The sequence below is a fragment of the Rubinisphaera italica genome (assembly GCF_007859715.1).
GTDB lineage: Bacteria > Planctomycetota > Planctomycetia > Planctomycetales > Planctomycetaceae > Rubinisphaera > Rubinisphaera italica.
Window position 1 is genome coordinate 5,744,151 of sequence record NZ_SJPG01000001.1, and the last position, 25,897, is coordinate 5,770,047.

Here is a 25,897-nt window from a genome sequence, read left to right on the forward strand (position 1 = left end):
GAATTTCCAGTTGAATAAGCATGCAGAGCGTATGATGAGACATCTTGTGCTTTCAGCCCCCAACCGGAAAAATTCAGTCGGACTACCCGCGAAATCTCGATTGACTAATTTGCCACCTGTGTTTCGTTGAAATAATGTCCATCATGCTGTAATGTACAAATCTTGTATTCCAAAATATTACTGATTTGTGGTAAAAGTGATGATTATAGATGACGTACATAGAGGAATTATACGCCGCAAGAAGAAGAAGCGAGTTGGAAGAGGCGTTGGCAGCGGAAGGGGGAAAACTGCTGGACGTGGTCATAATGGTCAAAAGTCGCGTTCTGGTTACTGGTGGATTCAATTTTGAAATGCACGGGTTTTGGGTTCGAACAGTTCGTGTGGTGATTTGAATTGGTACTTTTTGCGAGGCCGGTTGTTCAACTCCATCACAGCCGCTTGAATATCCTCGGCTTTCAGTTTACGGAAATCGCTCCCCTTCAGGAAGTATTGCCGCAGAAGCCCGTTGGTGTTCTCATTCTGGCCGCGTTGCCACGGCTGGCGAGCCGGAGCAAAATAGATCGCACAATGCAGGGCTTGCTCCAACTCTCGATGACCCGAAAACTCACTCCCGTTGTCCGTCGTCAAAGTTCGAATCAATGACGATGGCAACCCCTCAAACGCAAACACCGAAGCCGCGTTCAACGTCGATGCTTTCTTGTCCGGCAGATAGCTCGCCACAAGATAGCCGGTCTTGCGTTCGACATGCGTGACAATGTAGCCGGTCCCCTTTTGACCCTCGATGGTATCCGATTCCCAGTGCCCGATCCGCGAACGATTGCGTGCAGAAACCGGTCGCTGATCCATTGGCTTTTTGGTCGGGTCGCATCGTCTGGAGATCCCTGTGCCGTAGCGTTTGCGGCGTTTCTTTCTCGATTGACGCAGCTGCCTGTAGATGTTGCCGCCCTGCTTTTTGTTTGCTTTGATCCAGGCGTAAATCGTCTCAATGGATATTCGCATTCTGGCCTCCCGAGGATGCAGTCGCAAGAGTTGACCTGCAATCTGTTCCGGCGACCACTTGAGAGACAACTTATCGAGCAGGAATTCTTTGAGCGGAGCGTGGTTGAGTTTCCAGGGGAGTTTGCAGAGTTGTCGACGCCGTCGCGCTTTGCGGTCGGCTTTCCCGGCGAAATACTTCCCGGTCGCATCCGAATTCCGCCGCAGTTCTCGGGAGATCGTGCTGGGGTCTCGGGATAACTCGCGCGCAATTTCTATTCGAGAGTGTCCCAGGGCGTGCATGTGCGCTATGGAATCACGTTCCTCAGCAGTAAGATGCGTGTGTGACATTCGTGATTTCTTCTTAGTAGGATTGATGGTCGTTTGGTCAAAACAAACCATCTCACGAATGTCACTCTTTTTCCATCAACCCGTGCATTTCAAAATTGAATCCACCTATCTCGATTGTCGTAAGCCATTTCACCTTACTTGTATAAACATAATTTAAAATTAAGCGTTATTCAGGAATTGTTGAATTTCAATCTTTACAGCTAATGTGATATTAACCGGAGGAAGCTCCTTTAATAGTCTGGATGTTATCGCCTTCATTGCTAAATCGTTGTCGATGTTTGTAGTCGCATAAGCATGAGATATTTTGTTTCCGTTAGGTATTGTTAAATAGAAGTCCCCCATCTCTGATTCATACATTCTAATACGAGTATTTGTTTGTTTTTCGGTTATTTCTCTCTTGGTGGAATTATCTGACTGAAGAAACTCGAGTATTGTGCTGTCAAACTTTTGTTCACAGTTTGTTGAGTCAGACTTCCATGATAATGACAAGCGATGCTTAAGTTTCCATACAGATGCTTGAAGCACAATTTCCCCATTCTTAGGTAGTTTCCAAGTGTGACTTTCGCTTTCATTGAGCAGAACCTTTTCATGCATCAGATCGTCTTCCATGAGTTGAAATCTGAGTGAATTATTGGAACTTGACTTATCTAATTCTGCGTTTTTGAATTCATTGATTATAAATATTGATCCGCCAGCATTTTCGATCTTTCGCACAGCTGATGCAGAGAATTTGTGAGCGTTAACTTGCAAGGATTTTGTGAGTTCACCATCACCGAGAATCTTGACATTATTTAATTTCTTTCCTATCAAATTTTTATGCTCAAGAGATTCTGGAGTAACCTCTTCGCCACTATTAAAATTTCCCTCTAAATCTCGAATATTAAGTATAGAGACTTCCTTCGTGAAAGCAGCATTACTAAACCCACGCTTTGCAACTCGCATAAAGATAGGTGTTTGTCCACCTTCAAAACCGATCTTTCGAGAGTGGTGGATTCAATTTTGAAATGCACGGGTTTTGGGTTCGAACAGTTCGTGTGGTGATTTGAATTGGTACTTTTTGCGAGGCCGGTTGTTCAACTCCATCACAGCCGCTTGAATATCCTCGGCTTTCAGTTTACGGAAATCGCTCCCCTTCAGGAAGTATTGCCGCAGAAGCCCGTTGGTGTTCTCATTCTGGCCGCGTTGCCACGGCTGGCGAGCCGGAGCAAAATAGATCGCACAATGCAGGGCTTGCTCCAACTCTCGATGACCCGAAAACTCACTCCCGTTGTCCGTCGTCAAAGTTCGAATCAATGACGATGGCAACCCCTCAAACGCAAACACCGAAGCCGCGTTCAACGTCGATGCTTTCTTGTCCGGCAGATAGCTCGCCACAAGATAGCCGGTCTTGCGTTCGACATGCGTGACAATGTAGCCGGTCCCCTTTTGACCCTCGATGGTATCCGATTCCCAGTGCCCGATCCGCGAACGATTGCGTGCAGAAACCGGTCGCTGATCCATTGGCTTTTTGGTCGGGTCGCATCGTCTGGAGATCCCTGTGCCGTAGCGTTTGCGGCGTTTCTTTCTCGATTGACGCAGCTGCCTGTAGATGTTGCCGCCCTGCTTTTTGTTTGCTTTGATCCAGGCGTAAATCGTCTCAATGGATATTCGCATTCTGGCCTCCCGAGGATGCAGTCGCAAGAGTTGACCTGCAATCTGTTCCGGCGACCACTTGAGAGACAACTTATCGAGCAGGAATTCTTTGAGCGGAGCGTGGTTGAGTTTCCAGGGGAGTTTGCAGAGTTGTCGACGCCGTCGCGCTTTGCGGTCGGCTTTCCCGGCGAAATACTTCCCGGTCGCATCCGAATTCCGCCGCAGTTCTCGGGAGATCGTGCTGGGGTCTCGGGATAACTCGCGCGCAATTTCTATTCGAGAGTGTCCCAGGGCGTGCATGTGCGCTATGGAATCACGTTCCTCAGCAGTAAGATGCGTGTGTGACATTCGTGATTTCTTCTTAGTAGGATTGATGGTCGTTTGGTCAAAACAAACCATCTCACGAATGTCACTCTTTTTCCATCAACCCGTGCATTTCAAAATTGAATCCACCATGTACCACACTGCCACAGAGATAAATTCACATGTTAATTATAGTGCCATAACTACTTGCTTCGTTCTTATTGCTACTGAAGTATTTATTGCAGTTAATTTGTATTGCTTAATCTGGAAAGATGAATCTGACGAGTTTAGCGAGTGGTCAACGCGTAAGAAAGCATACTTTCAGTGCGTTCCTGCCATTATATTTTTTGTAAAATGGTTTGTAATACTCATTAATTATGTAATGTCATTGTATAGTTAATAACTGACTACGTTTTCTTTTGTGTTCTCGTCGATACATGCTTGCCCTGCTTTGCGATGAAAGCATGGCACCGATAGTGGTTTATGGTTTGAATTAGCGGATCAATACACAAATCGGAAATCGACCGTTGTGAGTGTTTGATAGAGGTCTCGGTCATTGAGTGACATGGCGGTGTTGTAACCTGCTTCTAAGAGGCCGAGGTCTCCGGCGGGCCGAGGACGAAGCGAATTCCTGTTGAGAGGACGGCTGCGGTTTCGGAGTCGACGTCGACGTCTAAGCCGCTGGGCAGTGTTTTGGCTCCGTCGACGGCGCTCCAGCCGAGGAGTTCGAAGGTTGGCATGACGGCAAAGATGTCCGTCTGGTATTGGACGGGCGGGTGGCTGGGGTCGAAGTGCAGCGAAGCCCCCAGATAATTTGACGTCATGAATTAAGAAAATCCATCGCAGAAACATTCATGAGCCGGGTGTCATATCCACGCTTGCCGTGCACATGCTGGTTTAGATATTGATGATTTCAAAGTGGAATGAATCCCATACAGGTCTCTCGGTTTAACAATGCACTTGCATTCTGAATAATGACTCTCAGGATGAATTCTTTCACACATTGCCAACAAGCCAACTCGTATCAAAAAGAATCTGTTTTTGATATTCTGCGTGACAACAATATATTCCAACATTCGTCTATTGAGTGACACCTTTCAGTCAAATGATTTCTACTCTCTCGCAGGCAAAATCCATGGTTTCAAAGACCTTAACGGCTTTCATTATTCTCATGCTCTTTTTTGTTTCGTTACAGGCTGATGAAACGCAGTTAATCGAGCCGGTGAGACCATTTGTGAGTCGTGTCGTTCATTCGATGGAATCGTTGCCTTCAGAGAGGAAGGAGATGCTCATGGCGATTACGGACTACATTGTTGAACAGATCGAGCGTGGCGAAAATGCAAAATTGGTTTTCGTTTGCACGCACAATTCACGTCGCAGTCATTTGTCGCAGGTTTGGTGCTCCACAGCTGCGGCATACTACGAAGTTCCGCATATTGAAACCTATTCGGGGGGAACGGAAGCGACTGCCTGTAATATTCGCACAGTCCGTGCGTTGAGAAGATCAGGGCTATCTGTGGTTGCATCGACAGAAGGTGACAACCCTGTCTATCTGGTCCAGTATTCAGAGAAACTGCCCTCGATTCGCGCTTACTCAAAAGTCTATTTTGAGGAAGGGAATCCGAGTTCCGATTTTGCGGTCATGTTGTGCTGCTCCGACGCTGACAAAAAGTGTCCAGTCGTCGAAGGCTCCGACAGTCGCTTTGCGTTGCACTATGAAGACCCAAAGATCGCAGACAATACGCCGAAAGAGTCAAAGCGCTATGATGAACGTTCTCTCCAAATTGCACGGGAAATGTTTTTCGTGATGTCAGAGGTCTCTAAGAGAATCCACTAACTATTGAGCATTGGGTAGCCAGGAAATGCTCTAGACATTGATGATTTCAAAGAGAAATGAATCCCGTGCAGGGTTCTCGGTTGGGTGTTGCACTTTCATCCTGAATAATGACTCTCAGGATGCATTCCTTCACACATTGCATGCTCACACAATTGTGAGCATGGCGTCTGGCGAAATCTTACGGTAACAAGACTGGTAGTTGTTCCTTCAGGTCATCGACGGAAGTGGCATTGCTGACGACCTGTCCTTGCTGGTTCACAAGGAACATGGTTGGAACTGAAATGATGCCGTAGTCGACTGCGAGCTGACCTTCGAGGCCTTCCGGTTCAGCAATGTGTGCCCAGCGGTTTCCATGCTGATTGATATAAGGAGCGATTGCTTCTTTTTGCGTATCGAGATTCACGCCGACAATTTCAAATCCTTTGGCGCGATACTTATCGTACAGGGCTTTGATCTGTGGCAAATCTTCTGTGCAGGGCTGACACCAGGTCGCCCAGAAAATCACGAGGACCGCTTTGCCGCGATAGGCTCCCAGATCGACCGGTTTGCCATCCAGACCGGTTCCCTTTAACGCCAGAGATTTTCCTTCCAAGCTCAAGCGTCGCAAAGCCCCCTGGGCGCGTTTACCGGCATCGGTTGCTGCGTGATCAGTCGCCAGAGAAGTGTACCATTTCTGTGCTTCTTCGGTTTTCCCGCTGAATTCTTCGGTGATTGCCAATTGCAGTAAGGCATCTGCGGCATCCTCCGATTTCGGGTAAGATGTCACAAACCCTTTTAACTGAGCCAGCCACCAGTTCTGCATTTCTTCCCGTTCCTCATTCTCAGCAGGAGCAGATTGCAGTTTGATGGTGTACTCGGCCAGAAGTCGACGGTATGCGGTGTAAGGGATCAATTCGGAATTCGGGCGCTGTTTGCGTAAGTCTGTTTCGATCGTCGCGAGTTGTCGGACTCCCTCTGCATATTTTCCAGTTTGAACAGCAGCTGCCAGACCATCGATCATTTGCGTGAGCCATTGCTTCCGCTCTTCTTCAGTTGACGAAGCCGCCAGCAATTTTCTCAGGACATCGACACGTTGACTATTATACCGAGCCAGTTCAGCAGCAGAGGATTGTGGTGTCGGAGCATTGCCATCGAGTTCCTGCAGTGTGGTTAGCAACTGACGCATTTCCGGAGTAATTTCCGACTGAGCGGTCATCCCGGGGGCAGCAGCGGACATGGAAGGTTGCATTAAAATGCCCCCTTCGGTCATCTGCAGTTCGGCTCCTTCAATCGGAGCAGGAATTTGCGTCAGCTTCCAGGCTTGTCCTACCTGGACGAGTTCGCCCATCTGGACGAAACCAGTTTCACCGGCAGTCTCAACAATTGCCATCACATTTTCATACACAACAAGGTCCTGATTCGCTTTGCCTTCATCAGCCGGGATGACGTAGGGCATGAGCATGGAACTGTCGAAGCGTAACCATTCCGTCGTATTATTGATGATTTTTGACTGGCTCACACGGGCACGCATCGTTTCTGCCGTATTTTTTGTTTCCGTCTGGATTTTTTGAGACAAGTCATCTGCGATGCCGAGTTTCTTCATTTCGTCAGAAGAAAGCAGAACGAGAGTTAATCGGTTGGGATCGTTTTTGGCCATCGCCAGAATGGCTTCACGGGAGGCTTCTTCGGCAGAAATCATTTTCCAATGATCCATTTTCCCATCTTCGTCGGTATCGACCGCCCAACGTGTGCCCGCAATATTCATCCAGCGAGATTGGTCCACCTTGTTATTGAAATTGGAATCGACATCTCGATACACCTCATAACCCCGGTCGTAATACCGCCACTGGTCGACAACATTGTCGCCATTGGTATCCCAGAATCGTCTAAGGACCTGCCCTTCTGGACCAAACACGACCCAGCCAGAATTTTTCCCCTGACGTTCGACCTCAACCTTGCACGCGGCATAGTCAGCTTTTTCAACCAGTTCATAGGGAACATCCTGCTGAGTTGGTCGAAACGATAACGCCAAATCGGCCGTTGGGGCATCAGCTGCGAATGCCATTGTGGAGCATGCTAAAGTGCATCCCATTCCACTGATGAATGAGCAAATATTACGGCTAACCAAAGAACGCATTCTAAGATCCTTCTCTTACAGAAATTTCCAGCAATTCTGTTTCAATATCTTGCGGTAACGACAGATTCTCTCCATTTTCCGATATCCTATGCAAAATAGGGCATTCAGGTCACGATCAATTTCTCCAGAAGTTCAAATAAGCTGTGGCTGATACGTAAGGCGTGAATTTTGATCTGAGTTCTGAATTGACTATCATTGACTAATTGAACCTGCCAGTCAGACTTTGCCTGACAATTATCTACAACTTGATGACATGAAAAATTGAATAACCATGCTGAAATTGCAACCTGTTCCCGAAGACAAAGCGGATGGAAAAGTCGGTCAAACATACGAACGCCTGCACGACCTTCTCGGACCGGATCCGCTTCCCGAACCTTTTCTCATCATGGGAAATGTCGAAGCGTTTTTGCGAGACTATTACATGAATTTCAAAAAGTTTGTCTACTCTGCTGGCAAACTGGATGAGAAATCCAAAGCCGCCATTGCCCTGGTGACGGCAATTCATGCCCATAGCGAGGTTTGGTTTCAGTATTTTCGACAGCGGTGTCTCGATTTGGGCTGGGAGGAATCACAGTTGGCTGAGTTGGCTGCGATCTCGACCACAAATTACATGTACAATACATTCTTCAAATTTCGTGAACTTTCCGGGACCGATAAATTTGAAGGATTACCGGTCGGACTGCGAGCACATACATTTCACGGAACCAGTCTGGACGACAAGATGGTCGAACTGATCAACCTCGTGATCAGCGATTTGAATGCCTGCAAGCCTTGCGTGAGTGGGCATGTCTCCAAAGCCGAGAATCTCGGACTTTCTTCGGAGGAAATGCTTGAAGCGATTCAGTGTGCGGCCACTGTTTATGCAGGTGCTCAGTTTATTAGTGCAGCGAGTTAATCGATATTTGCTTCTGAAAAAACGTCCGTGTGTGCCAGTCTCTGTTAATCAAAACAGTTGGTTGAGTTATGCATTTCGATAACTTAATCTATGAAGAATCCCTGTTCCCATTGAACACTGAATTTCAGTTTCATGACGAATAGGCGATGATCAGTGGGCTTATCTTAGAGAGCGTCGCCGTCACCCGAGAGAGTCTGACTGAGGTCTTCATAGTTTCGTAAATCAGACCTCTCAACAGGTTGGAGTATTTGCATTTAGCCAACTATGATCAGTGTCATTATCTCTTATTACGATCGTTATGAGATAAATCATCTGCATCGTTTGTTAGCGGACATGGAAAGATTTCCTGCTGGTTTACCATTTCGGCTTCTTATCGTGGTCAACTCTACGGATGTAGTGCATCCTTCACTGAATTCACTTCCTACATCTTTCAATTACGAAGTGATTCGACGTGAAAATAGAGGATATAACATCGGTGCCTGGGAAGAGGGATGGCGATATCAAAAGGATGAAGCTTATCTCTTTATGCAGCATGAGTGCCGGATACTACGTTCCGGATGGTTGAAAGCATTTGATCAAGTTTCACAGCGACCAGCTGTCGGTCTTATTGGAGAATCGCTTGCACAGGATTGGGATCAGCCTTGGGAATCGATCGCTGAAGAGATCAGATTTTATGAAATGCATGAACACGAAATTGCAGGGAAACCAATCAAAGATCGTGTGGCCTGCTACCAGCATCATTTAAAAAGCTGGCAAATCGACCCACTCAATAATGCAGGCCATTTACAGAGTCTGGTTTTGTATGCAAAACACAAGATCCTGAAGGAGATCGATGGGTTCCCCATTGGAAATAATTATGGCGAAGCGATCGCGTCAGAAATTGGGATCTCTAAGAAAGTGGAAGCGATGGGGTATCAAATCACGCAAGTCCACAAAAAGCCTTTTCGCTATATCTCTCATCCCCAGTGGATCCAGGACTCGAATCCATCACTCTGGAATCTGCTGGTAAATCTACCTGCCAGATTCACTTAACGCTGAGTTCATCGCAAAAATCTACTCAACATTGCTTCGTCATCATGAGTGATCATTTCGATCAGAGTGGAATGAGGACTTAACCCCAATTCCGTTAAAAGTCGAACTCACTTCTTCCGATAAGAACTCTCCAAAACGATCTCAAGGCTCGTGTCATTTTCTTCTGAATAGTACGAATCTTTTTCATTTTGATATTCCCGAGGTTAACTGACCATCAACATTCTGGCATATTGCCCTTAATTGAATGACATTGATTTACAATTCAGATCGATTGAAAACCTTATCAGTTGACTCGACAGAAAATAAGCCGTTAATCAAGTATGAATCTCTTTGGAATTACATTCGTTTTACGTGAAAGAATGAATTCAAACCATAAGTCTGAAAATAGCGCATAAACCGTTATAATCAATGTACCGATACCAGCAGGTTATTCCGCATAAGCCGAATTCCTGTCAGGATCGATATTGCCAAAATTGACAGACTTCCTTTCCGGAATATGTTGGTACAATGCGCAGGGGTTCGGCGATCAGTCATTGTTTGATTCGAACCGATGACCGTGAATCAATTTGTTTTCTTTCCGCTCTAACAGGTGCGCTCATGCCACGATCTCTGAGTCTGTTTTGCTGGTTGCTTTTAGGTTTCATATCATGCAGCATCGTGTCAGAACGAGTGCAGGCCGAAGAACGTCCGAATGTTTTATTCATTGCAGTTGATGATCTGCGTCCAGAGATTCACAACTACGGCATCAATAAAATGGTCACGCCGAATTTCGATCGCCTGGCTGCACAGGGTGTTCAGTTTAATCGTGCGTATTGCAATATCGCGGTCTGCGGAGCTTCGCGAGCCAGTCTGATGTCCGGACTGCGTCCAACCCCCAAACGATTTACTTCTTATCTGACACGGATCGACAAAGATGCCCCCGAGGTGACTTCACTTCCCAAGCTGTTTAAAGATCAGGGATATACAACGATCAGCAACGGTAAAATCTACCATCACAAAAACGACGATCCAACGGCCTGGAGTGAACCGGCGTGGCGAGGAAAGAAATCGAGCTTGTGGTGGGTTATGGCAGAAAACCAACCCGAACCGGGATCTAATAAACGCGGCCCTGCTTTTGAAGCGGCTGTCGAACTGGATGAAAATTATCCCGATGCGATCACCTGTGAAAAAACGATTCAAGACTTAAAACGACTGGCAAAAAAAGAGGAGCCGTTCTTTCTGGCGTGTGGATTTTATCGCCCCCATCTCCCATTTGTCGCTCCTCAGAAGTACTGGGATCTTTATCCGGAAGATGAAGTGATCCTTCCCGATAACATGTATTTTCCCCACGACTTATCACAAGCATTTCAGTATCGATGGGGAGAAATGCGGTCCTATCGTGGTATCCCTCCCCAAGGGCCAGTTACTGAAGTGACGGCTCGAAACTTGATTCGAGGCTACCATGCCTGCGTCAGTTTTATCGATGCTCAACTGGGGCGTCTGCTCGATGAACTCGATCAGTTAGGAATTGCAGATAACACGATTGTCGTGCTGTGGGGAGATCATGGCTGGCAACTGGGCGAGCATGGTTTCTGGTGCAAACACACAAATTTCGAAGTGGCGACACGCACCCCGCTCTACATCGCCGGGCCGGGAATTGAAGGTGGCCGTGCGTGTGAAAAGCTCGTCGAGTTTGTCGACATCTACCCAACTTTGTGCGAGTTAGCAAAGATTGACAAGCCTGAGCACCTGCAGGGAAAAAGCATGCAGGTGCTTCTTAATGATGTGAATGCTGAATTCAAAGAAGCGGTTTATACAAGACATGGCGGTGGAGATGCCGTCCGCACTTCTGATTTTCGTTATATGGAAATTCGCACCAAAAACGGAGCCGGTGACTATCTGGGAGAGGGACTCTTCGATCTGAAAAATGACCCTGCTGAAAATTACGATTTCAGTATCAACCCGAATTTTGCGGAAACGCGGGAGAGCCTGAAAGAGATGCTGAAACAGCACAAAGCCAGTGTCGAATAGAAATCACAACGCCTGGCAAACTTGATCATGTGAAAAATAATTCAGGGTGGCGGGGGCGCTCCGTTTCAGCGGAAGCCCCCGATAATTCCGATTCGGGGGCTTCTCTTCGAGAGCGCCCCCGCCACCCTGGTTTTTATCAAATTCGTGAAGGGTTAAGTTTTTGAGTAGTATCAGGTGTTCTTACTTTTCCCGATACTCAGGCGTGTGTCTGTTCTGAGATTGCGGAAACGTATTCCATTCGACGACATTGGTTTCCTGAGCCGTTTTTTGCCACTGGGTTGCAAGTTCAGAGACAATTTTTCGATGCGTTTCTGCGACATCATGCAATTCACTGCGGTCTTCTTTGAGATTGTAGAGTGACCACGGTTCTTGTCGTCTGGCGACCAGTTTCCAGTCTCCTTTGCGGATCGCTTTGTGTCCTTGATGCTCCCAGAATAAAAATTCACGATCCGGGATTTCCTGATTTTCGAACGAGGCTGACAGGCTGACTCCGGGCAGTGATTGAGTTGATTGGTCAGCATATTCTTGAGGGTACTCGGCCCCGGCAACATCGCAAATTGTGGGAAGCAGGTCTATCACATGACCAATGCTTGCATTTTGAGTGCCAGGGAACTTGACACCATTAGGCCAATGGACAATCAGCGGCGTGGCAATGCCTCCTTCATAGGTCCACATTTTATGTTCGCGGAAGGGAGTATTGGCCGCATTCGACCAGCCGACTTCGAGGCAGCGATACGATTCACGCGAACCGGGAGCAGCGCCAGGTTGGTGACCATCACCCCGAACGATGTATTCTGCGCTGGAACCATTATCTGACAGAACGAAGATCAGGGTATTTTGAAAAGCGTTCATTTCTTTGAGCTGATTTACAATTCGACCAACGCCAACATCAATTCGATCGATCATGGCTGCATAAGTCGCCATGCGGGAGTCCCATTCGATTTGCTCTTCTTTCGAAAGAGTCTCCCAGGCAACCGCTGCAGGGTCGCGATCGGACAATTTGCAATTGAGCAATCCAGAGTCGAGCTGCTTCTGGTGTCGCCTGATGCGAAGCTCATCCCAACCCATCCGATATTTGCCAAGATATTTTGCAACATCTTCCGCTTTGGCATGCAGGGGAAAGTGAGGAGCAGTATGTGCCAGATACAAAAAGAAAGGTTTCTCAGAATCGTTTTGCTGATGTTCTTTGAGACGTCGAATGGCCTGGTCGGTAAATGCAGTCGTGACGTAATAATCGGGATCCTGATCACCCGGTCGTTCAATGCGTTGTTTGTCATCGAACAATAATTTCGGATTGTGAAAATTGTCCTGCCGAAGCATCAAATAGGAATGATCGTACCCTCGTGCGAGTGGCCAGGTTTCATTATGCAGCGGTCCACGGCTGTTGAGGTGCCACTTGCCGACATGGTAGGTGCGATATCCAACTGTCTTGAGGAGTTCGGGAATCATCCGAGCGGATTGTGGAACCACTCCCGTGTATCCAGCGGGAGCATTCGGCCCAAAGTTCATTGCCATGTTGACCTGATGAGGATAAAGGCCAGTCATTAAGGCAGCGCGTGTCGGCCAGCATCGAGCGGTGTTGTAGAACTGAGTGAACTTCAAACCATTGTCAGCCAGTGCATCGATATTGGGGGTCTCAATTTCGCTGCCGTAGCAACCAAGATCAGAAAATCCCATATCGTCCGCTAAAATCACAACGATGTTAGGTGATGCAGGCTGGGCAAATATCGTTCCCGAAAGCGGTGAGAGTCCAACGAAGAAACTGACAAGGAACAGAAATTGGAAATGCTGTTTTAGATTGAGCATGGAGCTTCTTTCCAGTGTTATGAGGAAAAGAAAATCGACTTCAGGATTGTAGCACCCTGAAATAGAGAGGCTCCAGTCAGTAAAGCGTTCTGCTTGAAAAAAATGATTCAGAGTTTCCTCTTGACCGACTGGCTCGAATTCAACCAGTCCTCTAGCGTCATACCCGCTCGTTCAGCAGCCAGTTGATTTCCATGAAGATGACGTTGTGGGATTCGATCTGTAAACGACTTCTTTTTGATATCAATAGTTTCAACTCCGGTCCACAGCTCAGTAATCATCTCCACAGTACCACCATCTGATTGTATTTTCTTATCACTTGCGATCAGAAAATAACCGGAAACACCAACCAGAGTCAGCAGGCCAAACAAAATTAGGTCACGTCGGCCTGGCTGATGATTATTGATCAGGGGTTGAGCGGTTTCGAATTCCTCGAAGAACAGATTTGAATTCGAATCGCTCTCCATCTTATCGACCATCATTTCCACCTTTGCACGAGTGCAATTGAGGACAATAAAATTCAAATTTGTGGGGAAATCCACTGTGTAAAACAGAGAAGATTGCATGTTTCACAAAACGACAATTTATTTAAGTTGACACACGAAATCCATTTCGTCCAGACCAGCTTCTAAAAGCTTGTAGAAATTAACAAACTCCTTGTTCAAACCACTTTGGGAATTGAATGGCAGGTTCAATGAAATTTTTACTCCTCGTTTCAGGCTTCAATTGAAATCATTTGCACACTCAACTCAAGTGGTTCTCCGGCGAGGGGATGATTGGTATCGAGAGTTGCTTCTTCCTCACCCAGTTGAACAACCCAGGCATTCACTGCGTACCCCTGAATCGTTGTCGATAATTGATCGCCTTTTTGAATGCCGGACGGAAGGCAACCTCGAGGAACTGTCATCTGGCGTAAGTGGTCTCGCAACCCAAAACTTTCCTGAGGATCGAGTTTGATGGTTTTCTCCTCGCCCGGCTGCATTCCAATAATTTGTTTGCGGAATAAGGGGAGAAAGTGTTCATCAGCCAGATTCATGACCAGCGGTTTTCGCCCCGAAGTGTCTTCAATGACTCCCCCATCACGCGTGCTGGCTCGATAGTGGATAGTGACGGTATCTGTTTCAATGGCGATCTTCTGCATAAAATTCACTCCAGAGTTCCTCATAGGACCGTACCGGTCGCAAGTATTGTACGAGAGATTCAATTTGTATTTGCAGCTATTGCGGCAGCAATGTCAATGTATTGCTCCGAGTTGCTTCTGTGCCTGAGAATTACGATAATCAATGGATGCAGATTGTATCAATTGTGCCGATTCTCAAACTTAGCGTAGGTTAGGTTCTAGTCAGAAGTTTGAAATTGGAGAGTTTTTGAAAAAAAAGATCGCATCCCGCTGTCGACTCAGTCATGATTGACAATGAAAGTTTTATTGCTAGCCGCTGAAAACATGTGTTGCTTTCCTGCCTCACGATTTTGATTTTTGATGCAATAACAGAACCTCATTCTTCGTCTTCGCTTGGAGGATATTTGAATAAACTCCTGATATACAGGCATATGACTGCTTGTGTGCAGGTCACGAGATTATTTGCAATCACTTGGCGCAATATGTGCCACAGAGTAAGTGACATATTGATTGAACGAGAAGTCCAGAGCGACTGAACACAGTTTACACCAATGACATTATTTTTGGGACGATGAGGCCAGGGACCAGCCTCGTGATACGGGATACAAATAACTGGAAGGATTCACAGCGAGTCGTTTCGTACTCGGGGATGGAAAAAGTATGGCGCTGAAGTTGACCGCTGACTCATACATGGCTGGTGTTCGCGCCAGTGGATTAGTCGAACAGAAACTGTTGGACAATACACTGGCTGAGCTGAAACGTCATGGCCGAAAACTGGATGATGCGGATGACATTTCCAGCGAGTTCCTCAAACGGGGACTGATTACCGAATGGCAGGCCGAGAAACTGTTGCAAGGACGGCACAAAGGTTTCGTCCTCGGACGTTATAAGCTGATGAATCTTCTTGGCCGCGGCGAAATGAGTGCCGTCTACATGGCTGAACATATCGCCATGCAGCGAAAGTGCGCCATTAAAGTGCTTCCTGCGAACCGCGTGAAAGATACTTCCTATCTGGGGCGATTTCAGCGGGAAGCCCGAGCGGTCGCCACTCTGGATCATCCGAACATTGTCCGTGCTTACGATGTGGATCAGCAAAACGAAGGGGGAGCTGAAATTCACTTCCTGGTCATGGAATATGTCGAAGGCCAGAGCATCGAAAAGCTGGTCAACAGCAAAGGACCAATGCCATTCGTCGAAATCGCTGACATCATTCGTCAAGCTGCCGAAGGGCTATTCCATGCTCACAATGCTGGCCTTGTGCATCGAGACATCAAGCCCGGCAACCTGCTGGTCAGTCAAAATGGAACTGTTAAGTTACTCGATCTCGGGCTGGCTCGATTTTTCAAAGAAGACGGGGAAGAATCGCTAACGATTAAGCATGATGAAAAAGTCCTCGGAACAGCTGATTATCTGGCTCCTGAGCAGGCCGTCGACAGCCACAATGTCGACCAGCGGGGAGACATTTACAGCCTGGGATGCACGTTCTATTTTGCATTGACCGGTCATCCTCCTTTTACTGACGGAACCCTTGTACAACGTTTGCTCGCTCATCAGACACGTCAGCCCCCTTCGATTAAGGTCGATCGTCCGGACATTCCAGACAGCCTGCTGGCAATCGTCGAAAAAATGATGGCCAAGAAACGGGAAGATCGCTATCAAACGGCTCGCGAATTGGCCGATGATCTCACTCGCTGGCTCGGTCAAAACGGCAGTGATGACTGGAAACAGAAAAATATCCATCTGATCAGCATGTTGTATGGGACAGAACATGCTCGGGGCATGATGAACGCAGATCAACCGGCAGAGAAAAAGCCAAGCGTGAGTGATGAAGTTCGCCGGCGAAACAATATTCGACCAAAAGAACGCTCGCTGGAGGACTCCACACTCAGTCAGGCAAATACTTCTGCTCGACCACAACGTCGACCAGCTTCAGAGGGAGGCCCCAAACGCCGCCGTCCCATGCCTGCAAAAGGTTCGGTTGCCGGTCGCAATGTCGCACATACGGCCAAGCGTCAACTGGCTGAAGCCAAGGCTGTCAAAAATGAACTTCCCTGGGTTTTGATTATTATTGCTCTGGTCCTACTGACGATTGCGATCACATTTGGCGTTGCTTACTGGATGTTCTCCGGCAATAACACACCTAAAACGACATCGACTCAAACGATTGAGACGGTTATAGCGACCACTTCGAATCGAAACGTATGATCTTCTCTCTTTCGAGGGAAAGCGAGTTGCTCAAATTCTGTTTTCAAGCTTCAATTGCGTTATCAGCAATGATGCCAAACGGCAACACATCGCAAACGATGTTGCCGATAAGCCACTTGGCTGCCGGGCGGCTGGTCTCTCTTTGTTTTGTCGGTGTCGGATTGAGTGCATTCGTGTTGCGAACGAATCCTCAATCGCGTGCGACCCGCCAAGCGCGGCATTGCAACCCGCGTCGTACAGGAATTACCGGACGTGCGCACGAACGGCCCGTGTCTCTGACACGCGGTCGTTTTTTTATGCGCCAATTTCATTTACTTCGTTAAATTGACTCTCATAAAACATAAGAAAAAAGCCGCAACTCAATCAAGAATGCGGCTTTGCATGAGACAACTTTTCAAATGAAAAACGGAACCATCCAGCTGTTGCAGAGGTCGTAAGATCTCGCGATTTCAACTTAGCCATTTTTAAATGATTTTGCAGTTCATTTTTGAATCTGCTGTAGATCGGGTATTAAAATTCGCCGATGACTTTTCCGTCGTTCCGGACGCTCAAATTATGCCATGTGCCCAGGTCGATGTTTTCGCTGATGCTACGGACCGACCCGTCCATCAGTTGTGCGTTGACGGTTCCCTTATGATAGGAACGAGATGTCACAACTGCATACGTCGGATCCGTACAGGCTTTGGCTTCACGACAGTTTGTGAAATCTCCATCAGGGGCAGTCGTTCCTCCACCAGAAACCTGCACCGTAGTGTTGGGTGTGAATGTTGAAGTGAAGCCAGTCTGATGAACTCGCCCATCAACCCATTCCGTGTGCCCACTGCTACCGTCTGCTCCAAATCCACCACCAGTTTTCAGATCTTCTCCATCCCATGTGGTTAAATTCGGGACAGAGGGCATCGGTTCGCTCGTCGAAGTGATTGGTGCACTGCCGCTTGCAGATGATCTCACGTAAGGAGAGAACGCTTTAACTTCTGCAAAAGAAATCGTATTGGTCAAGCCATCTGTAAAATCCCGATCAGCCCAGCTGCTGTTTGGTGCAAATGCTCCGTTCCCTTTGCTGAAATTGCTGTTGTTCCAGACAAACCAAGGGCCAGCGTTATAGCCATAGGATGTGGGGTAATGGGTGTTGGATCTTGGCTTATCGCCAATATCTGAAGGGCATAAATAGATTGCGACGCGAACATTTGCAGGAGGCGCTCCGCTCTCATCATAAGAATCCTCGAAGTCTGCGAGGTCGTAAAGTGAGGCTTGCTCCACAAATGGCATGATGCGAGCATGAATCGACCATTGTCCGCCGGGAGTTCCAGCCTGGTCCATACAGATTGCAGGCGGGAAAACGGTATAGGTATCCAGATAATTATGGAGTGCCAGGCCGATTTGCTTCAGATTATTTTTACACGAACTTCGACGAGCCGCCTCACGCGCCTGCTGGACAGCTGGAAGTAATAATGCCACCAGAATAGCGATGATCGCGATGACTACTAGCAATTCGATAAGAGTAAAAGCTTTCCGAATGGTAAACACGCTACGATTAGGTGAGTTGTTCATTGAAACCTCAGGAGTGGCACGTGGCAATATTGGCATTGAGACTCAGTCTCAGGGCTTTCAGTATACTTATTGAACATTCTATGTCAAACCTGCTCGAAATAAGTGAGAAAAGAATTCTCAGAATTTGACGACGAAACGATGCGGAATGAACCCAACCGGCAGGTGAAATGTTTAATAACACCTTTTTATTTAAGGACTTAGGGATTTCTCTGGGATTCGGACATCATCTGGATTCATTGAGCCTTTCCATGCTAAACTCCCAGGAATATTCATCATTAAAATTATAGGGGGAGTTTCTCATTCATAAAAATAAATGGTTTCAACTGATAATTGGCATTTTCGTCACAGCTCTTTGCCTGTGGTGGGCTGTGCGGGACGTTAACTGGTCAGAAGTTGGCCAGCAGTTCTCGAAAGCCAGATACGAGAGTGTGCCAGTGTATGTTTTTTTTCTAGGCCTGTTTTTCGCATTCAAAACGATCCGCTGGGCTTGGCTGTTAAAGCCGGTGAAGTTCCTGAAACCAGGTAAAGTCCTCGGGCCGCTAATGGTCGGATTTATGGGGAATAATATCCTGCCTGCCCATCTCGGTGAGTTCTTTCGAGTCTTCCTGCTCTCCCGACAGGAAAAAATCGCTGCTGGAGCCGTGCTCTCCAGTGTCGCCATAGAACGTGTACTGGATATTATTGCCGTTTTACTACTGGTTGGTGTTGGCATGCTGGCCGTAAAGGATGTACCAACTGCGATATCCACAGGATTTTTCTATGTCGGACTGATCGCACTGGCGATGGTTGTGGTTTTGGCTTTAGCGGTGATATTTATTCAGCCAGCTGTTTCCCTGGCCTGCTGGTTGATACATCGACTTCCCGTAAAAAGCACCTGGAAAGGTCATCTTGAAGAGCTGATTCGTGCAGCCGCTGCTGGTGCCAGTGTGTTACGGGATGGAAAGCTTCTGGTGCTGTTAATGACCAACTCTGCTCTGCAGTGGAGTTTCAACTGTGCAATGATTGCCGTTTCGCTCTGGAGTTTTGGGATCCATGTGCCGTTCTCTGCAACATTGATTCTGCTCGGTGTCCTCGTTTTCGCGGTGACGATCCCTTCTTCCCCCGGTTTTTTTGGTGCGATTCAGGTCGCTTTTGTCGAAACTTTAAAAATCTTTGGTGTGCCAGCCTCCACGGCTTTTGCCGCTTCGATTTACTATCATCTAATTCAGTATGTCCTCGTGACAGCAGTCGGTTTCTGGTTCCTGGGGCAATCCGGATTCTCCCTCTCCCGCTTACAGGATGGTGCAGAACATATCGAAGAGCAGGAGCTGGAAGTCAGTTGAAAAACTCCTTGTTGACCAGAAGTGAGCAAAAACTTACATTCTCGATACTGCGGCAGTTTTTCACTCTGAACTTACTTATGTTGCAACCGTAAGTTGGGTTAGCGGAACGCGTAACCCAACAATTTTGATTTATACTAGTGGTTTGTTCCGATTAATACTTCGGGTTGTGTGCCACAGGCTCCGCCAGCGCAAGTCGAATTAAAGTATAAAGTTACAATGCACTGGCAAAGCCATTGCCACCCTGATATTAAAGTAGAACAGAGCATTAGAACTGTGATTTTGAAACACCCGTTGGGTTACGCTTCGCTAACCCAACCTACATTTTGGCTTGATCAAACTTCGAGTCTCATTCCGTCAGGCAATGCCTGGCCAGCAGCTTTGCGTTTCCTCTGCAATTAAAGCGAGTCCAACATGAATTATGGAGAAGATGTTCCGGTCGCGCCGATGACGGCTCGCGGTAAAGGCTGGCCTTGTTTGCGTCAGTTTTGTGTCTTCATGGAAAATCAGGTTGGGCGACTGCACGAATTATTTCGTTTGATTGAGCGAAACGAACTGCGAGTCATCGCGATGAGTGTTGTCGACTCGGCTGATTTCTCCACCGTCCGCTTAATGGTCGATGATGCCGATCGTGCTCGCGAGATTTTTTCACTCTCGAATTTCAACTGGTTCGAAAACGATGTTGTCGGCGTCTGCCTGCCGGACGATCCTCAACCGCTTGTCCGCGTCTGTCTGGCATTAATGCAAGCCGAACTAAATATCCGCTACACCTATCCCTTACTGTTTCGTCGGGGTGGTCGTGGAGCGATTGCGATTTCCGTTGATGATATTGATCAAGCCACGAAAATCCTTAAGGATCGCGGGCTGGAAATCATTACCGAAGACGACCTTAAGGACGATGACAATTACTTCTTCTGATGCGATCCCGATTCCCGCTAAACGCAGTCTGAAGTCCCTCGGTTTATTCATTGCAAAATGGGGACTGTTCGTTGCGGTTCTCTATTTTGTGATTCGCTACGGAGTCGATCAGTGGAAAACGCTCGACCTGCGAAATGTGCAATGGTCCCCCGGCTGGCTTGCAGCAGCGATGATCGTCTATTTCTTTTCCTGGATTCCAGCGGCCTGGGTCTGGGGGGAACTGCTTCGGTCTGCGGGTTCTAAATTAGGATTTTATCCCCTGGTCCGTGCCCATTTCTGCGGGCACGTCGGTAAGTACATTCCCGGTAAAGCTCTCTCGCTCGTCATTCGGGCGGCTCTGGTTCGCGAACATGAAGTGCCATTAAGTATGGCAGGCTTAATGGCGACTGTGGAAACTCTCATCACTATGGCAACGGGGGTCATTGTTACCGTCGTCTTGCTTCCCTTATTAATCGGACAGGCAGACACTCAGGGAATCGCAACCGCCCTTCCCGTCCTGGCGCCCGTTCTGGATGCACCATCCTGGCAACGCTGGACCGCTGCCGGTTTGATCCTCGCATTTGCAATTGCCACCATTCCCATCTTTACACGACTGCTGGCCTTAGCCACAAAAAAGCTCTCTCGGAAAATCGATTCCGCATCCACCGCAGAATTGCATCTCCCCTATCGAACCGTCGGTAAGTGGATGCTTGTCCTTGCCGGGGGGTGGTTTTTGAACGGTTGCAGTCTGGGACTTGTCTTGATGAGTCTGGGGATTTCGCCCGATCTGGCAAACAGTCCACTATTGTGGACATGCGCAGTCGCAGGTGCCACCTCGCTAGGATTTCTGGTGCTGTTTGCTCCCGGTGGTCTGGGTGTTCGTGAGGCAATTCTGATCGGCGTTTTGCAACTCTCACCACAAATCGATGCCTCGTTCGCTGTGGTCGCTGCAGTCTTACTCCGGCTGATTTCCTTCCTCAGTGAAGTTCTTTTTACGCTGCTGCTCTATTCGGTTTCCGGAAAACGGGTCTGGAAACCTGAATCCCAAAGTGATGATTGATACCGAATCCACATGAATACCTGAGACCTCCTATTTCAATCCCCGCAACCTTTCTTCCACTCCACAATCTCTTTATAAAGAATGAATTCTCAATTCGCTCCCGAAACATACTGTGAATAACCAATGGATGTTGTCTCTGAGGCCACGAACTCAAATGGTGAGCATACCAGTAGTAGACGATCGATTCGGCGGTTTTATGGGGCTTTGCTGTTTGTCATCGCTGGTCTTCTGATTTTTGTGTTGCCTCTTGAATGGGGTCACTACACCTTAGCCATTAACGATGCACGGCCTCTTGTCAGCTGGATGGCCAACTTCAATGCCGATACCTCCCTCTATCTCTTCTGGCTGCTGGCCCTGCCATTCTTCTGGTTATTCAAACTGCATCTGATCGATCCCCAAGGCTCAGTCACAGTCAAAGTTGAATCCTGGTTGCAGCGGGGTCGATATCGTTTAAGAGATAACGAGCCGAGGGATCGCTGGTCGGGCAGGATTATGATGTCCTGTGTCGGCTTAGCCGGACTTCTCGTATCGCTTTGGATGGGGTTGCAATTCGGAGATTTGCCGCCAGCATTTCACGACGAATACAGCTATCTGTTTCAAGCGGAAACTTATCTGCAGGGACGCTTATCAAATCCTCGATTCGAACCGGCTCCAGAATTATTCGACCAGATGCACATTCTTAACGACAGCCCGGGACATTTTGTCAGCCGGTATTTCCCCGGTACTGGCCTCTGGATGACGCCATTTGTCGCCTTGGGTATTGTCTATACAGGATACGCAATTGCTCAGGCGATCGTTTGTATGCTGATGTTTGGCATTGCCCGCGATCTCGGTGGAAATGGAGTCGGTCTGTTAACAGGATTGCTGTGTGCGGTTTTTCCGGGAATTGTCGTTTTCAGCAACCTGTTGTTATCGCATCATCCCTGTCTGTTGGGGTTGGGAGTCTTTATCTGGTCCTACCATCGTTATGCGATGAGTCATCAGCATCGCTATGCAATCCTGGCTGGCATCGGATTAGGATTTGCCATGTGGTGCCGTCCAATGACGGCTTTCGGGATTGCCCTGCCTTTCGCAATTCATTTCCTGGTTCGGCAGTGGAGAGAGTTCAAATCTTTGAAGCAACTGTCGAGCCATGTCGCTGCGATGGGCGGCCCGATACTCATTGCTCTGGTGCTCTTACTCCCTTACAACCTGGCGACAACAGGAAGCACATTCGTGACGCCTTATCAGGAATACACACAACTCCATACACCCAGGCACGTCTACGGTTTTTACAATGGAGATCGTGGAGATCGCTGGATTACCGAGCAGGCGGCTTTGGGAAATGAACTCCCGATCATCGAACACTACGACAATTGGGCGGAGAATTTAACACCCTCACTGGCATGGACCAATGTGATATCGCGGTTACTCATGACCGGTCAGATGACGATTGGCATTCTGCCCGCTCTGGCAGCCGTTTTGTTTTTTTGCAGTATTGGCCATCGCGACGAAAGCCTGTGGTGGCTGATTGGCGCAGCGGCTTTGAGCTTGCACATTGTGCATATTCCATACTGGTACGATGGAATCATGCACTGGCATTACGTGTTCGAGTCGGCTCCTTTAGTCGCATTGATGTTTGCCAGAACTCTGCAGTTGGTGGCTTATAACGGAAGAATTCTCAATCATCACTGGCTGGGAATCTGGTGGGCAGGATTAGCAGGAATCGGTTTGATGATTGCCTGCACCACCATTGAGCCGTTCTGGCAATCGACCGCAGCAACTGGCTTCAGCGAAGTGAAGTTCGCCCGCAGACAACATCAGGAATTGAATCAGATTCTGAAACAGAACATCAAAGAACCGGCAGTCGTCTTCATGAAAACCGATCCTGAAAATCTGCATATCGATTTTATTTTGAATTCACCCACACTCGACGATTCCGTCCTCCGTGCCCACTGGATGCCCGACAAGTACCCAGTTGAGGAATTGGAGAAATTATTTCCGGATCGAAATCTGTATCACATTGATTTGAAAACAGGAGTGATTCAATATTTGCGAAATACCGTTGAAACTCGATAGGCAAAATTGAGTCATGTGTGGCATGTCACTGAGCAACGCGAAAGGCGTGGTCCACTGCGATCACCACGCCCATCACTTCGTTCTGGGACGTGCCACCCAATTCAATAATTACTAAACCATCAAAAAGCCGCTATCGTAATCTGCAAACTGCAGTAGTGATCAATAAAAACGCCACACCGAATGAAATCCGGCATGGCGTTTTGTGACTCCGCTAATGGCAGGCGAATCAGTTGGATTCGGCCATCGACCATTTGAGTAAGGTTTCGTCTGGGTTGGTCAAGACGACAACTTCTTTGTCCTTGTCCGTATCTTCGAGTTCATACCCGGAATCGGCAAGGAGTTCCTGTTGTTCACTTCCTTTTTCAACTTGCAATTCATCGTTAATGGCGCGGAACCACTGTAAGTGTGGCCAATCGCGACGCACGTGCTTCAGGCAGGTTTGAATGGTTCGACCATTCGCTCCAGGACTGAAGCCGGCCCGCTGTGCGATCTCTGTAAATGTTCCTAATTTATCTGCACGTTTCAGTTCCCAGAGAACTTCTGCAACGGCTTCTGCACGAGACGACGACATAATAAACCTCTTCAATGTTACACTGCTAACTCTTCATTTTTCATCAAATGACGATAGGCTATGCTAACGGAAAATACGCAATATCTCAATACTGATTTCAATTATGCTGATCAGTTGTGAATATTCAGATCTCCGTTTCATGTATTATCGATTGGAAATGAGTAAAACTGATGAGCAGCTATCCACAAACTCGATTACGTCGTCCGCGTCAGCAGGACTGGTCACGGCGATTGGTCTGTGAACAGAAGTTGAGCGTGAACGATTTGATCTGGCCGATTTTCGTTTGCCCGGGAACTAATAAACGAGAACCAATCGATTCGATGCCCGGCGTGTTTCGCTACTCGCTCGATGAACTCGCACCTGCAGTCAAAGAAGCGGTCGAGTTGGGAATCCCTGCGGTCGCACTTTTTCCCGCAACGCCTCCCGATAAAAAGTCATCCGATGGTGAGGAAGCTTATAATCCCGACAACTTGATGTGCAGCGCGATTCGTGTGCTCAAGAATCTCAATCTGAATCTCGGCATCATCGCCGATGTCGCTCTCGATCCTTACACTACGCATGGACAGGATGGACTGGTTCGGGATGGATATGTCGTCAACGATGAATCGGTGAACGTATTATGCCGACAAGCCGTGACTCAAGCCGAAGCCGGTTGTGATCTCATTGCTCCATCGGACATGATGGATGGCCGCATCGGTGCAATTCGACAAGCACTGGATGCAGCTGGCTTTGAGAATGTGTTGATCATGTCCTATGCCGCGAAATATGCTTCCGCATTTTACGGCCCCTTTCGCGATGCGGTCGGCTCTGCTGGAAGTTTGGGATCGGGAGATAAGCGGACCTATCAGATGGACCCGGCCAATAGCGATGAAGCGATGCGCGAAGTCGCCTTTGATCTTGAGGAAGGAGCAGACTTCGTGATGGTCAAGCCGGGGATGCCCTATCTGGATATCATCCGACGCATTCACGATCAGTTCCAGGTTCCCACGTTTGCTTATCAGGTGAGTGGAGAGTATGCGATGATGATGGGAGCAATTGAACGAGGCTGGCTGGATCGGGATAAAACAATGCTCGAAAGCCTGATCGCATTCAAACGCGCAGGGGCTTCCGGCATTCTGACTTACTTCGCAGTCGAAGCCGCCCGCCTGCTGCAACAGCAATAAGACAACTTGATGAATTGTAATTTCGGCTGGCTGGGATCACAGCGCAGCGAAGCCCTTAAATAGTGTGCAGAGTCGTAGTTCGCCCAACGTAAATGTTGCTTAATTCTAGAGCGTATTCAAAAATCACCTGCAGCGTTTGGCAGGAGCAAACTCAATGTTTTGCGGTCATTGGAGTCCAAGCGACTGCAGAAACCATTTGAAAATGGTCTAAGATCCATAGTCGAATCAAACACTGCCGGTCAAACCACCAGTGGCACACGCCAGACGACATTTTGCGATAGACAGACGATAACGATTCTTCACGCACTCGCTTGCGCTTCGTGCTTGTATGCTGATTTTTCCTGCTCATTACCTGCTGATGTTGCCTCGCTGCATCAAAACCGTTGCGTTTTGGCAACAGATCGGAATGGTCTGTGTGGCCGTTAAGACAGCATCTTGACGACTCACTTCCTTTGCCAATTTTCTGGTTTTGTGTTTGCACTCTTGAAAGCAGTCCTCCCTCATCATGGAATAGATTCATGATCAACAGTGAATCGCAGATGCGGTCGTCAGGGAAGCCTGTTGAAAGTTGTCATTGCGACAATCGCGATGAAATTGCCCGGCAAAACAATCAAAGAGAAATTAAAAAAAGTTAAGAAAATAATCTCCCGCAGAAAGGGACAAATCATGTTTACAGAATTGATGAACGATGAAGCTGGTTTCATCGTCTCGGCTGAACTGGTGTTGATCGCGACAATCCTCGTTATCGGATTGATTGTCGGTTTGAGTGAAGTTCAGCACGCGATTGTCAGCGAGTTGAATGATGTGGGCGATGCGATCGGCACGCTGAATCAAAGTTACTACTACTCGGGATTTTCTGCTAAAAAATCCCAGGGATATGGGTATAAGTCATATGCCCGTGGTTCAGTATTTCAGGATACGACTGATGAATGTGACAACAATCAGTGTGATATCAGTTGTGATCCACCGACTGCAGAAGGTCCTAAACAGAGTTGGTAA

Annotated in this window: 21 protein-coding genes; 11 read left to right on the forward strand and 10 right to left on the reverse strand. The window is 47.8% G+C overall.

Annotated elements, in window-relative coordinates; all coding sequences use genetic code 11:
* Window positions 1-339 precede the first annotated feature (339 nt).
* The 4 genes from Pan54_RS21880 to Pan54_RS21895 form a co-directional block, all read right to left on the reverse strand.
* Window positions 340-1,326: an IS30 family transposase gene (locus tag Pan54_RS21880; RefSeq protein WP_165441826.1), complete on the reverse strand. Its 987-nt coding sequence runs from the start codon at window positions 1,324-1,326 to the stop codon at window positions 340-342.
* Between the two features lie 159 nt (window positions 1,327-1,485).
* Window positions 1,486-2,319 (reverse strand): 50S ribosomal protein L15, encoded by an 834-nt coding sequence (rplO, locus tag Pan54_RS21885; RefSeq protein WP_315852396.1) that lies wholly within the window; start codon window positions 2,317-2,319, stop codon window positions 1,486-1,488.
* Window positions 2,320-3,306: an IS30 family transposase gene (locus Pan54_RS21890; protein WP_165441826.1), complete on the reverse strand. Its 987-nt coding sequence runs from the start codon at window positions 3,304-3,306 to the stop codon at window positions 2,320-2,322. It abuts the gene before it with no gap.
* Window positions 3,307-3,848: 542 nt separating this feature from the next.
* A complete protein-coding gene (locus tag Pan54_RS21895) occupies window positions 3,849-4,085 on the reverse strand; it encodes a hypothetical protein (protein ID WP_146505583.1) in 237 nt (78 codons plus the stop codon).
* 311 nt (window positions 4,086-4,396) lie between these two features.
* Here Pan54_RS21895 and Pan54_RS21900 point away from each other — a divergent pair, with 311 nt between their 5' ends.
* A complete protein-coding gene (locus Pan54_RS21900) occupies window positions 4,397-5,098 on the forward strand; it encodes a protein-tyrosine-phosphatase (protein WP_146505584.1) in 702 nt (233 codons plus the stop codon).
* A gap of 178 nt (window positions 5,099-5,276) precedes the next feature.
* Here the strand turns inward: Pan54_RS21900 and Pan54_RS21905 are convergent, their stop codons facing one another.
* Window positions 5,277-7,214: a thioredoxin-like domain-containing protein gene (locus Pan54_RS21905; RefSeq protein ID WP_146505585.1), complete on the reverse strand. Its 1,938-nt coding sequence runs from the start codon at window positions 7,212-7,214 to the stop codon at window positions 5,277-5,279.
* 271 nt (window positions 7,215-7,485) lie between these two features.
* Here Pan54_RS21905 and Pan54_RS21910 point away from each other — a divergent pair, with 271 nt between their 5' ends.
* The 3 genes from Pan54_RS21910 (at window position 7,486) to Pan54_RS21920 (ending at window position 11,151) form a co-directional block, all read left to right on the forward strand.
* Window positions 7,486-8,109: a carboxymuconolactone decarboxylase family protein gene (locus Pan54_RS21910; protein WP_146505586.1), complete on the forward strand. Its 624-nt coding sequence runs from the start codon at window positions 7,486-7,488 to the stop codon at window positions 8,107-8,109.
* Between the two features lie 264 nt (window positions 8,110-8,373).
* The gene (locus Pan54_RS21915) at window positions 8,374-9,141 is read left to right on the forward strand and encodes a hypothetical protein (RefSeq protein WP_146505587.1); all 768 of its coding nucleotides are present in this window, start codon (window positions 8,374-8,376) and stop codon (window positions 9,139-9,141) included.
* Between the two features lie 597 nt (window positions 9,142-9,738).
* On the forward strand, window positions 9,739-11,151 hold the full coding sequence (locus Pan54_RS21920; RefSeq protein WP_165441921.1) for a sulfatase-like hydrolase/transferase: 1,413 nt from the start codon (window positions 9,739-9,741) through the stop codon (window positions 11,149-11,151).
* A gap of 180 nt (window positions 11,152-11,331) precedes the next feature.
* On the opposite strand, the gene Pan54_RS21925 is transcribed toward Pan54_RS21920, so the two are convergent.
* From Pan54_RS21925 to Pan54_RS21935, 3 genes are all read right to left on the reverse strand, one after another.
* Window positions 11,332-12,957: an arylsulfatase gene (locus Pan54_RS21925; protein WP_146505589.1), complete on the reverse strand. Its 1,626-nt coding sequence runs from the start codon at window positions 12,955-12,957 to the stop codon at window positions 11,332-11,334.
* Between the two features lie 107 nt (window positions 12,958-13,064).
* Complete coding sequence (locus tag Pan54_RS21930; protein ID WP_146505590.1) at window positions 13,065-13,421, reverse strand: hypothetical protein; 357 nt, start codon at window positions 13,419-13,421, stop codon at window positions 13,065-13,067.
* A 248-nt stretch (window positions 13,422-13,669) separates the two neighbouring features.
* Window positions 13,670-14,095, reverse strand: coding sequence for an FKBP-type peptidyl-prolyl cis-trans isomerase (locus Pan54_RS21935; protein ID WP_165441922.1), 426 nt, complete (start codon window positions 14,093-14,095; stop codon window positions 13,670-13,672).
* 639 nt (window positions 14,096-14,734) lie between these two features.
* On the opposite strand from Pan54_RS21935, the gene Pan54_RS21940 reads away from it, so the two are divergent.
* The gene (locus Pan54_RS21940) at window positions 14,735-16,279 is read left to right on the forward strand and encodes a serine/threonine protein kinase (protein WP_146505592.1); all 1,545 of its coding nucleotides are present in this window, start codon (window positions 14,735-14,737) and stop codon (window positions 16,277-16,279) included.
* Between the two features lie 510 nt (window positions 16,280-16,789).
* On the opposite strand, the gene Pan54_RS21945 is transcribed toward Pan54_RS21940, so the two are convergent.
* Entirely contained in the window at window positions 16,790-17,830 is a 1,041-nt protein-coding gene (locus tag Pan54_RS21945; RefSeq protein WP_146505593.1) for a DUF1559 domain-containing protein, read from the reverse strand.
* 335 nt (window positions 17,831-18,165) lie between these two features.
* Between Pan54_RS21945 and Pan54_RS21950 the strand changes: the two genes are divergently transcribed.
* The 4 genes from Pan54_RS21950 (at window position 18,166) to Pan54_RS21965 (ending at window position 23,164) form a co-directional block, all read left to right on the forward strand.
* Window positions 18,166-19,152, forward strand: coding sequence for a lysylphosphatidylglycerol synthase transmembrane domain-containing protein (locus tag Pan54_RS21950; RefSeq protein WP_261343208.1), 987 nt, complete (start codon window positions 18,166-18,168; stop codon window positions 19,150-19,152).
* A gap of 411 nt (window positions 19,153-19,563) precedes the next feature.
* Window positions 19,564-20,067, forward strand: a complete 504-nt coding sequence (locus tag Pan54_RS21955; protein ID WP_146505595.1) for an acetolactate synthase — start codon at window positions 19,564-19,566, stop codon at window positions 20,065-20,067.
* Window positions 20,048-21,106: a lysylphosphatidylglycerol synthase transmembrane domain-containing protein gene (locus tag Pan54_RS21960; RefSeq protein ID WP_165441923.1), complete on the forward strand. Its 1,059-nt coding sequence runs from the start codon at window positions 20,048-20,050 to the stop codon at window positions 21,104-21,106. Before Pan54_RS21955 ends, Pan54_RS21960 begins: the two co-directional genes overlap by 20 nt.
* Window positions 21,107-21,229: 123 nt before the next feature.
* Window positions 21,230-23,164, forward strand: a complete 1,935-nt coding sequence (locus Pan54_RS21965; RefSeq protein ID WP_146505597.1) for an ArnT family glycosyltransferase — start codon at window positions 21,230-21,232, stop codon at window positions 23,162-23,164.
* A 226-nt stretch (window positions 23,165-23,390) separates the two neighbouring features.
* Here Pan54_RS21965 and Pan54_RS21970 read toward each other — a convergent pair whose 3' ends face one another.
* Entirely contained in the window at window positions 23,391-23,735 is a 345-nt protein-coding gene (locus Pan54_RS21970) for a hypothetical protein (protein WP_146505598.1), read from the reverse strand.
* 170 nt (window positions 23,736-23,905) lie between these two features.
* Here Pan54_RS21970 and hemB point away from each other — a divergent pair, with 170 nt between their 5' ends.
* Together hemB and Pan54_RS21980 are read left to right on the forward strand one after the other, a co-directional pair.
* Window positions 23,906-24,898 (forward strand): porphobilinogen synthase, encoded by a 993-nt coding sequence (gene hemB, locus Pan54_RS21975; RefSeq protein ID WP_146505599.1) that lies wholly within the window; start codon window positions 23,906-23,908, stop codon window positions 24,896-24,898.
* A gap of 666 nt (window positions 24,899-25,564) precedes the next feature.
* Window positions 25,565-25,897, forward strand: coding sequence for a hypothetical protein (locus Pan54_RS21980; protein ID WP_146506526.1), 333 nt, complete (start codon window positions 25,565-25,567; stop codon window positions 25,895-25,897).